A 14941-nucleotide genomic window follows, 5' to 3' on the forward strand; every position below is an offset into this window, starting at 1 on the left:
ATTTCAAATAAAAAGGCTTTGCCTTTAATACCCAGTTTACGTTCTGCTTCCGGATGCAAGGCACCAAGCACACCTACAGCTTTACCATCCCGGTTTAACTGAGCAGTCTGGCCCGGATGTAAGGCGCTGTGTTCACCTTTGCTGAAAGTAAAACACTCTGCAGCTGAAGTGCAGCTTAACAATGCTTCGACATCGCCTTTTACATCATAAAAATCAACGGCCCGCTCTGCGATAGTCCAGTGTTCGTTGCCATAACTTCCGACAATAACACCACCTAACACTGGCACCTGACGTACACCACCTTCGGCATTGGCATCAGGGATAAACTTCAGGCCATATTCGAATAAACGAATACGGTTTTGCTGGCGGTTCTGGTTGTACTGCACGGCCTGCAACAAACCTGGCCACAGGTTTAACCGCATTGCCGACATATCGACAGAAATTGGGTTTGGCAGTACCAGCGCAGCCTGGCCTGGGAACAAAGCCTCTTGTACTTTTGGATCAACAAAACTATAGGTAATAGCTTCCTGATAACCACGGGCCACCAGCAGATCACGTAAGCTGTGAACAGCGATACGGCTTTCCTGATGTTTGCTCATCGCAAGTGCTGCTTGCGGCGCTACATTCGGAATATTGTTGTAGCCATACACCCGTGCCACTTCTTCGATTAAATCTTCCGGAATAGAAATATCAAAACGGTAGCTTGGTACCGTCACTTGCCAGGCGTCGGCAGAGGTTGCCACCTGCATACCTAAACGCTGGAAAATTTCAGTCACAGTGTCTGTTGCAATGCTGATACCTAAAATACGGTCCAGCTTAGTGCGGGTTAACACAATTTGAGCCGCTTTGGGTACGTGCGCCTCTGACACTGCTTCCACCACAGGACCCGCTTCACCACCTACTATAGCTAATAGCAAGGCTGTGGCTCTTTCCATCGCGGTGCGTTGCAGCTCTGGGTCCACACCACGTTCATAACGGTGAGAGGCGTCTGTGTGCAAGCCGTACTGACGGGCAATACCGGCCATTTCTACCGGAGAGAAAAAGGCGCTTTCAAGGAAAATATCGTTGCTGTCTTTGGTGACGCCACTGTGCAAACCACCAAAGATACCTGCCATGGCTAAGGCTTTTTGGCTATCCGCAATCACCAGTGTATTGGCTTTTAAGCTCACTTCGTTGCTATCCAGCAGAACCAGTTTTTCGCCTTCTTTGGCCATACGCACATCGATATCACCCTCGATTTTAGTTAAATCAAAAGCGTGCATCGGATGCCCAAGCTCCAGTAATACGAAGTTGGTCACATCTACTACTGCATCGATAGAACGGATACCTGAACGGCGTAATTTCTCCACCATCCACAAAGGCGTCACAGCAGTTGTGTTGATATTACGAATAATACGGCCTAAATAACGTGGACAAGCTTGTGGCGCCGATAACTGAATGCCTTTTACATCGCTGATGCTTGCAGCTACAGCGGCAATTTGCGGTTGTTTTACGTCAAGGTTATTCAGTACACCCACTTCACGGGCTAAACCTTTTAAACCTAAACAGTCCGCGCGGTTTGGCGTTAAATCCACTTCAATGGCATTGTCGTCTAACGTCAGGTACTGACGAATGTTCTGCCCCAGCGGCGCATCGGCTGGCAGTTCAATAATCCCTTCTGAACTTTCAGCCATGCCCAGCTCAGATAAAGAACACAACATACCGTTCGACGGCTGGCCACGTAACTTGGCGGCTTTAATTTTAAAATCACCAGGCAATACAGCACCCACTGTGGCCACTGCTACTTTTAAGCCCTGACGGCAGTTCGCCGCGCCACAGACGATATCTAATAATTCACCAGTGCCGATATCAACTTTGGTGACCTGTAATTTGTCGGCTTCCGGATGACGGCCACATTCGACCACATGGCCGACCACCACACCACTAAACTGGCCTGCAACAGGCTCTATGCCGTCGACTTCCAGACCGGCCATCGAAATTTGTTCTGCTAACTCATTGGTCGATAACTGCGGGTTGACCCACTCACGTAACCAGGATTCACTGAATTTCATTGTCTGCTCCCGCTTATCTGAATTGCTTTAGAAAACGCAGATCGTTTTCGAAGAATGAACGAAGGTCTGTTACGCCATAACGCAACATGGTCAGACGCTCAACGCCCATACCAAAAGCAAAACCGCTGTACACTTCAGGGTCGATGCCAACAGAACGCAATACATTAGGATGCACCATACCGCAGCCTAATACTTCCAGCCATTTGCCGTTTTTGCCCATCACGTCTACTTCTGCTGAAGGTTCAGTGAAAGGGAAAAACGAAGGTCGGAAACGGATTTGCAGATCTTCTTCAAAGAAGTTCTTCAGGAAGTCGTGCAAAATACCTTTGAGTTCAGTAAAGCTGACGTTTTTATCGACCATCAAACCTTCCACCTGATGGAACATCGGCGTGTGGGTTTGATCGTAATCGTTCCGATACACACGGCCCGGAGAAATAATGCGCAGCGGCGGCTGTTCTGTTTCCATGGTGCGGATTTGTACGCCAGAGGTCTGAGTACGCAGCATCAGCTTCGGATTAAAGTAAAAGGTGTCGTGATCAGCACGGGCCGGGTGATGAGCCGGAATGTTCAGCGCATCAAAGTTATGGAAATCATCTTCGATTTCCGGGCCATGTTTAACTTCAAAACCTAATTCACCAAAAAAGCTTTCAATACGGCGAATAGTGCGGGTGACAGGATGCAAACCACCAGCTTCCAGCACGCGGCCTGGCAAAGTGACATCAATCTGCTCTTTTGACAGTTTTTCTGCCAATTCAGCTTGTTGCATCTGATCACGTTTGGTGTTTAACGCATCCTGTACTTGCTGTTTTAAGTCATTGATCTGTTGACCTGCAGTTTTGCGGGTTTCCGGATCCATAGCACCTAAAGACTTCAGCAACTCAGTGATGCTGCCTTTTTTGCCCATAAAGGCCACACGCACTTCATCCAGCGCGTTGATATCGTTCGCTACAGCGACTGCCTGTAAGGCATCTTCTAAAATGGCGGTTAAGTTCATCGCTATCCTCAGACCAGCGTTAATTCCCGTCGAAAGTCAAACTGCAGTTTTGCATGCTGCAGCCTCACTGTCTTCAGGGTGATAAGTCGTATAAAAAGGTGGCAATAATACACCAGTTTTGAGCTCAGAGCTTGCGTAAAATAAGGCTTTTTTTCTATTTGAACTGTAAAGAACAGCCAAAAATCAGTGAGATAAGCTCAGCATGTCTTTGACAAAAGGAATGGTTAGCTTGCGCTGATGCACTATAGAGGCTTTATCCAGTAAATCGAGAATTTGCACCAGTTCACGAATGTCGCGTTGCTGGCGGTTGAGTAAAAACCGCGCCACTTCATCCGGTAATTCCATGCCACGTAAACGGGCTTTTTGCTGCAGCAATTTTTGTTTGTCTTCATCACCTAATAAACGCAGTTGGAAACTGGTGCAGGCCTGCAAACGCGACACTAAATCCGGTAAGGTAATACCCAGCTCAGTCGGCGCCTGATCGGCGACAATAATCAGGGCTTTACCCTGCTCTGTCATACGGTTGTATAAATCAAACACCGCCACTTGCCAGCTGATATCTCCCGCTATGGCCTGAATATTATCCAGACAGACCAGATCCAGCTCTTCCAGCTGATCCAATATCCGCGGGCTCCAGGCTTTAAAATCTTCCAGGCTTAGCAACTGACTGGTTAAGCCCAATTCCTGCGCCTGCACGCACGCGGCATAGAGCAAATGCGATTTGCCACTACCACTGGCGCCAAATAAATACAAAGGCAGACGATGCTCAGAAGGTGTGGTTAAAAAATGTTTGATATAACCCACCACAGGGCTGGTTTCAGCCCCATAGAAGGTATCAAGAGTTTCATCTTCCGGCAGTGTTACGGCCAGGGTGTATTGCACTGGAGTCATTAGTTTGGCAGATACCTGTAACGTAATACGGCAGGCAAGGCGTCTGAAGCCACTGTTACTGGTTGTGTCGCCATTTCAGCTGCCATTTCAGAAAACAGCTCATCTGAAGCATCTGCAGTATCAGTCTGTTCCGCAGGCACAGTAGCATCAGTTTGTAGCTGCATCGACTGCAACCTGCGCTCCAGCGATAATGAATTAATAAAAGCACTTTGGTCAGCCGCCAGTGAGACTTTAAATTTAAGTAAATCCGCTTTACGTTCCAGCACTGTTACTTGCTTGACCGACAGCATAGCGCCCAGAAGTTGCTGGACTTTGACCTGGTCAACAAAATTAGTTAAGCCTTCAATCTCAAGCTCTAACTCGGTTTGACCTTGCTGACTGCCTAATTGCACAGCATATTTACCAGCCAATTGCGCAGTTAATCCAGAAATAAAGGAGTTTACCAGTTCCTGCTGGGAATTTGCGATCAGTTCATTACTGAGCAACTGACCTTGCTCATATCCCTGCCAGGTCAGCCTGTATTGGCCAGGCATTGGCTGATCAAACAATAGTATCACTGTCTGGTCGGCATTAAATGGCAGACTGGCTTGTTCGATCAACAACCAATTACCTGCCCATACTTCGTCCTGCGACAAAGTGGGCACAAATGTATCTACCGCTGTTGGCAATTCTAAGGGTAAACCAATTTGCTGTGTTTGTTGCTGCAATTGGGCCAACACAGGGTGAGCAGCACCTTGCATAAAAGCCCGGCTTTCAGTTGTCTGTTCAACAGGCCACAGCACAATGACAGGCCTTCTGCTGCCCCAAATTGCAATCTGCTGCTGACTTAGTAGTTGCTGTACTTTTTGTTCATCCAGCCCCACTTTTAACGCAGGACCTTGTTCAGAGGTAACAGCAGCAAAAGTCTTAATGTAGTTGCCGGCATTTTTCAGCTCAGCCTTAATTGCTGGTAAGTCAGCCACTGCAGGGTTCAGTGTTACTTTTACCAGTACCTGAGCCAATGCCTGTTGCTGCCAGACAGTTTGGCTCTGACCGGCAGGCACCACGGCCTGATACAAATCCGTCAGCTGTTTTGCCTGAGCTACATTCAAACAAAAGATGAAACACAAAGCCGCACTAAGTAATCGCATTTTTTACCCTTAACCTGCTAATACTCTTAACCAGCTAAAACAGGGAAAATCCCTTTTAAGCCAAGACTGATAAACTCTATAGAGATAGCTGCCAAAATAAGTCCCATCACCCTGGTGATGATATTCATGCCGGTTTGCCCCAATTTGTGGGCTATTTTACCTGATAAGCGCATCAGGATCGCCAGAAGAATGCCGACCAGTAGTATTTCTGCCGAAATAATTAAGTAATGCAACCAACCTTCAGCTCTGTTGGCGTACAAAATGATAGAGCTGATAGCGCCGGGACCGGCCAGCATTGGCATTGCCAAAGGCACTACAGCGATCGAGGATTTTTGCGCAGCCTCCAGCCGTTCAGCCTCAGTACTTTTTGCACCGCTGGTCTGAGCATTTAACATCGAAATAGCCATCAACAGAATTAAAATTCCGCCGCCCACCCGGAACGAATTCACAGAGATTCCAAAAAAGCTCAGGATAAACTCACCAAAAAACAACGTGATCAATAAAATGACAGTCGCAGCTTTAGCCGCCGTGATTGCCACTTGCCTTTTGTCCTGCTCCGAATGATCGGCAGTTAAAGACAAATACATAGGCAAAGCGCCCAGAGGATTTAAGATCGCAATGATGCCAATAAAAATTTTCAGATAATCCTGCACATCTAACATCTATTTGCCTTACTACTCTGGTTAACACCATTAAATTGAGTCTAATCATAGCGTTATTTTACATGCCTTGCAGTTTTTGCGCGAACAGGGAAAGTCTGACGCGACAAAAGCAGGATTTAATTCATAAAAACGCTAAAAAAAAACCACCCTAAGGTAGTTTTTTCGGACTAGAGCGGCTTTTATCTGTTCAAACAAAAGCCGTCCTGTGCAGAGGCATTACAACTCTATATTGTTTTTCCGGACAATTTTCACTAAGGCCTGATACAGCGCATTAACTTTCTCAGCAGATAAGATCTTGCCTGAGCTATCACGCCAGCTCAGACTGGTGCCAACGTCAGACTTGGCCAGAACCAGCTGATAATCACCGGCAGCTAAAGGTACGGCAATAATCTCATCACTCGACCACAATGAATCCCAGAAGCCTGCGTCAGGTTCTTTATAGCTCAGGAAGAAGGTATAGTTGGTTCTGTTTAAATCATTGACTACAAAACCGTTTTGTTCAAATAACAATTCCAGCTGTGACCAGGCCATGTCAATAGACTGACCAGTCAACATTGCGGCATTGCCTTCTGCGTCAAAGCCAGTGGTCAGAGTGATTTGACGGGATTGAGCTTTTTTCAGCTTGATTTGAGCCAGCTCAACAGTCGCAATTTTATCAACCAATCGATTCAGAAAGTACACTTCTTCGCGCTTTTGCGCTATGGCAGATAACTTGTTGTCACTGTCTATAAAACGGTGCTCTAACAATTGCACTTTCACGCCGACAGAACGGCCATGAGTTTTAGGTTCCAGTTTAATCAGGAAACGGCTTTGCTCTTTTTCAATCTGGCTTTTCCAGAACCAGAATCCTTCCTCTTCAAAGCGACTGACCCAACCAGTTTCATACGTCAGGCCGTCCTGACCTTTTGGCGTAATTTCAATCTGTTTTTCTGTGCCAAAATCCAGTAGATTTTGTTTCAGATAAGGCAGCAGTTCACCAGTGAATTCGGATCGTTCAAACCAGATCCGCGCCTCTTTCTCTTCTTCCTCAACGCGGCTGTTCGTTGCCAAAGCCAAAACCTGCATAGGTGATTTCAATTCGACTTCTGTCACAGGCGCATGAGGGGCTGGTGGAATATCAAACTGGGCTGGTTTCTTCGCAGCCATCAATCCGGCAGGTATCTTCAACTCAGCAACAGGCTTAGTCTCGACTTTACTTTGTTCAATAACATCCTCAGGGAACAAAGAGCAACCAGAAATAAACAATGAGGCAACTAAGCTTGCCGGGATCCAATACTGCACTATAAAACTCCTACACATTAATCTGGGCTTGTTTCAGCGCTTGTTCGATTGCGCTTTGGTGAATTGGTTCCAACCGGGTCAAAGGTAATCTTGCCATATCATCAGCTATTAACCTCATCTTCAGCAGTGCCCATTTACTTGGAATTGGATTGGCTTCGATAAACAGCTGATGGTGTAACCCTTGTAACTTCTGATCCAGCTGTTGTGCCAATTCGGTATTTTTTGCTATTGCTGCTTTTGACATTTGAGCCATCAGAGCCGGCGCTATATTGCTGGTCACTGAAATGACGCCATGGCCACCTTTTAACATAAATTCACAGCAACTGGCATCGTCACCGCTGATTAATAAAAAATTCTCCGGACATAACGCCTGCAACTGTTCCAGACGCTGCATAGACCCGGTTGCTTCTTTGATACCTACAATATTGGCAACTTTTGCAAGCTCTGCCACTGTCTCAGGCAGCAAGTCCACACCAGTTCGGCCTGGCACGTTGTATAAAATCACAGGCTTATCTGTGGCTGCAGCAACAGCCTTATAGTGAGCCAGCATGCCCTTTTGCATAGGTTTATTGTAATAAGGGGTAACGGTTAAAAAACCTGCAACAGGTAAAGCAGATAAAATTTTAGTTTTTTCTACTGCGTCAGCTGTAGAGTTTGAACCATTGCCTGCTATCACGGGAATACGACCATCGACCTGAGCCAACACGGCTTCGAGTACCTGAAGCTGCTCTTCGAAACTTAAAGTAACAGACTCTCCAGTAGTTCCCATGATCACCAAAGCGTCGGTCTGGTTGCTTAAATGAAAATCCACCAACCGCTTCAGACTGCCGTAGTCTACAGCACCGTCAGAATCCATAGGGGTGATTAAAGCAACAATACTTCCGCTAAACATGCTAAAGGCTCCATAGTTTTCAGGCTGCCTATGGTAATGACGCTGGACAACAAACACAAGCAAGGGACTGTCACACAGGTGAAATTTACGCTAAATATGCTAAACTTCGCAGCCGTTTTTCATTCAGAGACATCAACTTAGCATGCCACAACAATTGGTCGTCACTGCGATAGGTGCAGACAGAACAGGCCTTGTCAGCCGCCTGGCACGGCTGGTTACGGATTGTAACTGCAATATAGTCGATAGCCGTATGGCTATTTTTGGCAATGAATTTACCTTCATTATGCTGTTATCCGGTGATGCGGTCGCTATTAGCCGGATTGAACACTTATTGCCAGGATTAGGTTATGAACTTGATCTGTTGACCATGACCAAACGTACATCAGCTCAACCCACGACTGCTGTCAGTGCACATTATGTATTGGAGTACACAGGCAAGGACAAAGTTGGAACCTTAGGAGCCATCGCAACTTTGCTGGCAAACCATCAGGTTTATATAGGGGCTTTGCGGACTGAAACACTAACAGATGCCACAACTCAGCAGTTGCTTAATCACTGCACTATGACTGTGCAACTGCCACAGGGTGTGCAAGTGGATATCATCAAACAGGAAGTGTCAGCGCTGCTGGAACAATTGCAGCTGACAGGTAGTTTTGAAGCTCAGTTATAACAAAGGAAAGTCAATGAACAGATTAACAGCAGGACAACAAGCACCGGATTTCAACTTACCGGATCAAACTGGTCAGTTGGTGCAGCTAAGCACTTTACTGAAGAAAAGCCGCGTTTTGGTGTATTTTTACCCTAAGGCCATGACACCAGGTTGCACAGTGCAGGCTTGCGGTTTGCGTGACAGCAAGGCGCAACTGGCAGACTTTAATGTACAAGTGGTCGGCATTAGTATCGACGCTCCTTCCCGTCTGGCGAAATTTGAACAAAAAGAGCAGCTTAATTTTACGCTGTTGGGTGATGAAGAGCACAAAGCAGCTGAAGCTTTTGGTGTCTGGGGCGAAAAGAAATTTATGGGCAAAGTGTACGATGGTATTCATTTATACCCCTATTAAATTCCTGCACAGTATACGCTGAAAGAGTTACATTCTTCCCTGTTAATTTCCGAATTTACTACTACGCTTTAGAAATGCACAATACCAATTAGAAAAGTGTGCTTTTATGGAGCAATTTAGTTTTTACGTTTCTGACGATGAAACAGTGGACCTTTCTCTTTCATTACTAAATGAGGACGATGGTGTTTGGTTATCCAAATCAGAAAGCCTTTCGGGTGCAGTAGCTTTTGATCAAAACTTCAGGGTATTACCACTGATCTCAGAGTTTCTCTCATACAATTTACGTAACAGGAAAATTAGCAGACAAACTGCCAAAACATACGCAAAAAATTTAACTTATTTTTTAACATTTCTAAAAAAACGTCGTGAGTTCAAAAACTCATCGTTAGATGAAGCTTTTCTCTCTGTTTCGAAATTCATGATCGAGGAGTATTTATCAGAACTCCGAACTACTCAGGATTTGTCGACAGCGACTATCAGAAATCGAGACTCAACTCTCCAAGCCTTTATTCACAATTTTTTGTATCAAGTGCAAGAACTAAGAGACGCGTATATCGAAAAAAGTCCTTATTCAGCTGGTTTGATAAGCGGACCAGTCAAGCAAAAGCTCGTGATCTCTTGTTCAATCGACGAATTAGCTAAACTAATGGAGCAGACACAGTCAGAACGAGAAAGGGTCGTATTACAATTTATTTTTGATTCCGGTATCAGAAGAGCTGAGTTAGAAAATGTTACTAAGCAAGACTTAATAGATGCAATTGAATTCAACAGCCAGAAACTAATCTCACGCAATACCGATAAACCAGTATCGATGCCATATGCACCTATTTCAATACAAGGCGTAAAAGGTCGCAATGGTAACAAAAAACAAAGAATGACTCTTGTAAGCAAAGCGACATTGGAGCGTGTTCTCAGGTATCACGCCTCTCCACTGTTCAAAAAATACGCAAGAAAATATTCCTCCGCGTCTGAAACTCCAGCTTTCTTTAATGGTTTGGGGCTACCTATCACAGCGAAGTGCTTGTCAAAATTATTAGAGAGACTTTCTCAGCGGGCTGTAAAAAGACAAGTATTATCAAAATCCATATCCCCTCATAAACTTCGACACGGATATGCATATGATTTACTTCAATCACCAGATTTAGGGCAAACCTATGTTGATAGACTTGCCGTAGTACAAAAATCATTAGGTCATGCATATTTAAGTAGTACAGAAGTTTATACGAAAATCCCCTTAGAGCTTTATAAAACTCTAACCGACAGCGACGGTGAGTTATTAACAAAAGCTGAAAGAATGGAACGACTGACAGAGAAGACTCAGTTGAAAATATTTGTTAAGGATACGAAGTGAAGTCTGCACATTTAACAAGTAAAGAACAATGGGCACAGTTACAGTCTCTATCGGTTAGCACTTTTACAGATCTAGTGGCTCCAATCCCAAGTGAACCACATAAACAGTTAATGCATCTATTCGCATGTCAGCTAAAAACAACTATCAGTCAATCACATCGCGCGGACGTTAAATCTACATTCAAGTACGTATCAAAATTCATAAAGAAAAAATTAGGTGATCAACTCATATACCTACCGAGTGTGTTGAACGAGTTTTCATTGGATGAGTTTCACAGTTATTTAAAACATTGCATTCTTGAAGACCAGATTCATAACCGTTATGCGAATATATTGCAAAGCACTTATAAAAATGTCTTAAACAAAGCTATTGATCTTAAAACCCCAAATTTTTTTCGCTTCTACCTGCCAAGTTCATTTTGCTACTACACAAGGGTGACTGAGAGATATAAACCATATTCTGATAAAGAAAAAAATGTATAACAATTGCAATAAATCATGACATTAAAAAATACTCTAAGTTTACTGAGCCCTACAAAATAACTGGTTTAGGAAGGCCGTTCTTTGATTCTGAAAATAGACGGCTTTTAAAAAATGACAACTCACTGACTTTAGACGATGCTCGATGGCTATTTGAAAATAGAATGAATTGTAAACCCGTTAGAAACTCGACTGAATTACAAAACTCAAGAATAAACCGTGCGTTTTATCAGATTATCAAAAATAACAAAATCTTTTACAAAGATCTCTTTGAGTCTTGGGGCATTCTAACCAGGGTTACAATGGAGCAATTGTTACCATTCTTTCTGAAGTTACTTCAAGTGACAGGAATGAACGTTGAGTCCATTTATGCGCTTGAAATTGATGATTTAGTTGACCGTCATCCTGCCACCGGTAAACCTTGCCTTCGTTATTGGAAGGAGCGTTCAGATGGCCAAAAACTATACCACCTCGATATATTCAAAGCCGATCTACAGTGGTTAACTACCAGCCAAGGTAATGAAGTTAAAGCCATATTTGAAACAGTTATCAAACTGACTTCATATCTTAGAGAACGCACATCGACCTCGCAGAAAAACAAACTTTGGATCTTCGAGTCGGCAGGAGGAGAAATCAAGCATTTACCGAATAGATATATGCTGGCTGGAGCCATAGCTGAATTTTCAAAGCGTCACAATATTTTCGATAAATCAGATGGTTCAAAACTGATCGAGACCACAAGATTCAGGCCTACATTTGTCAGTGATCTGCTAGTAGAAGGTGTATCAATTAGAGAAATTCAGCTGTTAATGGGCCACAAAAATATGTATACAACGATGCGGTATTTGGACATTCATGACTTTGGACAAATCGCTAGGGGCAAAATAAAAGAAAAGTTAATAGAAATTCATATTAACGCACACTCTGCGATATCAAAGGAAAAAGCATTGTCCTATCCTTTAACACCAAGTTCTTCACAACCACTATCTACTCCATTAGCTACATGCAGAAATATTTTCGATCCCCCTGATACAGTCAAGGCTTTGCCAAGCTATATACCAGGAAAACCGTGCAGCACTTATAACATGTGTCTTAGTTGCCCGAATGTAATTATTACTGAAACCGACTTACCGAAACTTTTCGCAATGAAAAGAGATTATCTTATTAAAATTCAAAACAGTAGGATTTTGGACACCCCCTTCGGCAGTGTAATTAAAAGCAATTTAGCCCTATTAAATACGATACTTAATCCTGAGCTCTCCAATTTCAGTGAACACGAACTAGATAATGCTGAGCATCTATCTCTTTACGTCGAAACAACAGAATTTATCTAGAGGTTAGAACATGGAGCGAGATAATAGGCACTACGATATTCTGAATACACTTGCTGATTTGCCGAAATACAGGTTTTCTCTTGTTAATATTCAAAGGACTGAAAGATCTGGCGACTCGTTTGATTACAAATCATATTTAGCAGAATTGCTCAGCCTTCCCGTTTCGTCTTCATCTAAATTTTCTGACACTGAATGGGATTTTAATGCAGAGAATCCAAATGTTTCGCCAAACATTAGGGGGAGTAAGCTTGCTATAAACTTCAAAAAATTTAAAAGTGTTCCTCAACATATAATTATAGAGATCAAATGCTTACTGCTTAGCGTCTTATTAACGCCGGAAATATTTATTAATAACAGAAGGAAGGCCAGAAAAGTATCATCGAAAAACCTCTGCACCAATACTCTACTTGCACATATGAAAGCAGGCTTAAGATTTTTGAACACACTTTTTTCTATGCTTAATAGAAAATTCGGCGAAGATCATGTAGCAATTGCATTTTTATCTTTGACTGAAATTACTGCTGATGACTACAGAGTAGCCGCAAGTAAACATAGCTTCACTTACAATGATGATTTAAAACAATTTTTTTCTTACATTCAGAACCCCTATACATCTAAACACATTTTGGGTAAATCAATCCCAGCGTTCGACCCAGAGCAATTTCAGTGGGAGAACAACTATAAAAAACAAGTAACAAACCAAGTGATGCCAAATTGGGCATTTGACAAATTAGTCCGGACAGCATCTTTACTCGTTCATGACTTTTTAAAAATGATGGAAGAGGAAGTAGCGGACGATTGCGTTAAAAAATATGCGTTACAACATAAAGCGTACTTTTGCAGGGATTTAGGAATTACTAAAAATACCTTTAGTATTTACAGGGCTTATCGTCTTTTAAACTCGGGTTACTCTGAGCATTTTGTAGATAAAAACTACGGCATTCCGAGTGAACTACGGAACTCAAGGAGCAATTTCAGCCTAAAGGACATGACAGCATTCCTTTGTGGAGGACAGAACAAGCAATTTTACTTCGCCAGGGTCTATGAGCACCTATCACTTGTTGCCAACGCAGCAAAGTATTTAATAGGACAGTACACGGGCATGCGCCCTTCTGAGCTGTCCGTGATAGACCAAAACACATGCTTAGTTGACGAGCATGGAATGACACTTTTGCGTTCGCATGTTTTCAAAGGCAAAGATGGTTTGGTTAAAGGTCTTTTCGACGATAAATGGGTTGTCATTCCGATCATAGAGGACGCACTTAAAGCTATCAGAATTCTCAGTTCGATAAACCAAAGAAGTCTTGTTTTCAGCTCAGTACAAACAAAGAAAAACGGACAATCTGAAATTCCAATGACATCTGTGATGATACGTCACCAAATCCGGAAGTTTATTAAATATGTTTCTCCTGGTGACGACCTTGGATTCAGCAACTACATGATGCGCCATACATTAGCGTATCAGTTATATAGAGTAGAAGCAGGCTTACCATTAATCTCATTTCAGCTAAAACATCTGGTAAATACCGTCGACAAATTTTTATCTCGAGGAGCTACTAGTGATGTCACAATGGGCTACGGTGGCATTGCAGATAGTTTAGTTGAAAGCCAAACCGCTCAGAAATTGAGAAAACAATCAGAAATTGAAGTTATTAAGGCGACATCAGACCCTGATGGTAATTATTTAGGTGGCAAAGCCAGAGAGCACAAAGAACGGCTACAAATAGCTTTCAGGGGCTATATGGCAAGTGGTTATACAAAAGATGAAATTTTTGAAGCTATGGCAGAGCAAGGTTTAGGCGTTATTAATGTAGGATTAGGTTATTGTTATGGCTCGGATTCTACAAACAGTGAACTGCCATGCATTGGTTCCTTGCGATGCAATCCTATACGTTGTTCAAATGCTATTGTCAGTGAAGCGAACGCTCCATATTGGCGAGAAATATATACAACCAACCAGGCAAACCTCAAAAATCCGATTCACCAGGATAACCTAGACCAAATTAAAGAAGTTATTAACGAGGCAAAACAGGTGCTTGAACTACTTGGGTATGATGTTGATGAACAATAACTTCGATGACAAAAATCAACGAGATTTCGACCTAAACACAGAACGTTTGGTCCAAGCGATTGATAAAGTTCGAGCGAGCAATTCGTTGCCGCCAACCATCAGTCAATTGTCAAAACTAACGGGAATGCATAGGAATGCTATTAGTAAAAGAGTGTGGCCTAGTCAAAAGCTTAAGGAGATAAAAAAGGAACGAATTCGAAAAGCTGAAACTAGTCCCCAACCGGCAAAGCGACTAGATCCTGTAAAGGTTCTGGAAGATAAACTTGAAAATGCTAAACGTGAGCTTGTTTACTGGTTCAATAAAAACCTAGATAACGAAAAACAGATTAAGCAGCTCGAGGAAAACCTACATAGAATGACGGATGCACGTAGTTACTATGAAAATATGCTCAAACAGGAGCGGATAAAAACGAGTGAATTAACAACCCAAATTAGTATTTTAAAAGAGCTGCTCTAGACATAGACGCAGGAATTTGTTCGATTCGGACGAACATTACAAGTTATCAGTTTAATTGGACCATATTTACTTCCATTGAAAACTTTTTGTGATACAGCTTGATATAAGCCTACATTCTGTGTAGTACCAGAAGTGGACGAAGAACTTGGATCTTGCTGAATTGTCGATTTTCACTGAAAGCAGACAATCGGCTTGACGTACTCATAGTCCATTTCGAAGCACTTCAAACAAAATCTGAACCAACACAATACTTCTGTGAGACTTCAGAAACATCTAAACTTAAGCAC

The 14941-nt window shown here is 43.0% G+C and carries 13 protein-coding genes; 6 read left to right on the top strand and 7 right to left on the bottom strand.

Annotation, left to right across the window (positions count from 1 at the left end; translation table 11 throughout):
* The 7 genes from pheT to dapA form a co-directional block, all read right to left on the bottom strand.
* Positions 1 to 2051: phenylalanine--tRNA ligase subunit beta (gene pheT, locus LDL40_RS08080; RefSeq protein ID WP_300994758.1), on the bottom strand; the 2051-nt coding region annotated here is incomplete at its 3' end.
* A 13-nt stretch (positions 2052 to 2064) separates the two neighbouring features.
* Positions 2065 to 3045 carry a phenylalanine--tRNA ligase subunit alpha gene (gene pheS / locus LDL40_RS08085; RefSeq protein ID WP_300994759.1) on the bottom strand — a complete coding sequence of 327 codons (981 nt, stop codon included), beginning with the start codon at positions 3043 to 3045 and terminating at the stop codon, positions 2065 to 2067.
* Positions 3046 to 3228: 183 nt separating this feature from the next.
* On the bottom strand, positions 3229 to 3936 hold the full coding sequence (gene hda / locus LDL40_RS08090; RefSeq protein WP_127021876.1) for a DnaA regulatory inactivator Hda: 708 nt from the start codon (positions 3934 to 3936) through the stop codon (positions 3229 to 3231).
* A complete protein-coding gene (locus LDL40_RS08095) occupies positions 3936 to 5066 on the bottom strand; it encodes a DUF2066 domain-containing protein (RefSeq protein WP_300994760.1) in 1131 nt (376 codons plus the stop codon). Before LDL40_RS08095 ends, hda begins: the two co-directional genes overlap by 1 nt.
* Positions 5067 to 5092: 26 nt before the next feature.
* Positions 5093 to 5728, bottom strand: a complete 636-nt coding sequence (locus LDL40_RS08100) for a YchE family NAAT transporter (protein ID WP_300994761.1) — start codon at positions 5726 to 5728, stop codon at positions 5093 to 5095.
* Between the two features lie 216 nt (positions 5729 to 5944).
* The gene (bamC, locus tag LDL40_RS08105) at positions 5945 to 7009 is read right to left on the bottom strand and encodes an outer membrane protein assembly factor BamC (protein ID WP_300994762.1); all 1065 of its coding nucleotides are present in this window, start codon (positions 7007 to 7009) and stop codon (positions 5945 to 5947) included.
* Positions 7010 to 7019: 10 nt separating this feature from the next.
* Complete coding sequence (gene dapA / locus LDL40_RS08110) at positions 7020 to 7901, bottom strand: 4-hydroxy-tetrahydrodipicolinate synthase (RefSeq protein ID WP_300994763.1); 882 nt, start codon at positions 7899 to 7901, stop codon at positions 7020 to 7022.
* Between the two features lie 142 nt (positions 7902 to 8043).
* Here dapA and LDL40_RS08115 point away from each other — a divergent pair, with 142 nt between their 5' ends.
* The 6 genes from LDL40_RS08115 (at position 8044) to LDL40_RS08140 (ending at position 14654) form a co-directional block, all read left to right on the top strand.
* Positions 8044 to 8571 carry an ACT domain-containing protein gene (locus tag LDL40_RS08115; protein WP_300994764.1) on the top strand — a complete coding sequence of 176 codons (528 nt, stop codon included), beginning with the start codon at positions 8044 to 8046 and terminating at the stop codon, positions 8569 to 8571.
* Positions 8572 to 8584: 13 nt separating this feature from the next.
* Positions 8585 to 8962: a thioredoxin-dependent thiol peroxidase gene (gene bcp / locus LDL40_RS08120; RefSeq protein WP_300994765.1), complete on the top strand. Its 378-nt coding sequence runs from the start codon at positions 8585 to 8587 to the stop codon at positions 8960 to 8962.
* 106 nt (positions 8963 to 9068) lie between these two features.
* A complete protein-coding gene (locus LDL40_RS08125) occupies positions 9069 to 10313 on the top strand; it encodes a tyrosine-type recombinase/integrase (protein ID WP_147904799.1) in 1245 nt (414 codons plus the stop codon).
* Between the two features lie 781 nt (positions 10314 to 11094).
* Positions 11095 to 12126, top strand: coding sequence for a site-specific integrase (locus LDL40_RS08130; RefSeq protein ID WP_300994766.1), 1032 nt, complete (start codon positions 11095 to 11097; stop codon positions 12124 to 12126).
* 10 nt (positions 12127 to 12136) lie between these two features.
* Positions 12137 to 14197 carry a hypothetical protein gene (locus LDL40_RS08135; RefSeq protein ID WP_300994767.1) on the top strand — a complete coding sequence of 687 codons (2061 nt, stop codon included), beginning with the start codon at positions 12137 to 12139 and terminating at the stop codon, positions 14195 to 14197.
* Complete coding sequence (locus LDL40_RS08140) at positions 14187 to 14654, top strand: hypothetical protein (RefSeq protein WP_147904802.1); 468 nt, start codon at positions 14187 to 14189, stop codon at positions 14652 to 14654. The genes LDL40_RS08135 and LDL40_RS08140 overlap by 11 nt, the downstream gene beginning before the upstream one ends.
* The last annotated feature ends 287 nt before the right edge of the window (positions 14655 to 14941 follow it).

This window comes from Rheinheimera sp., assembly GCF_020217005.1.
Classification (GTDB): Bacteria; Pseudomonadota; Gammaproteobacteria; order Enterobacterales; family Alteromonadaceae; genus Pararheinheimera.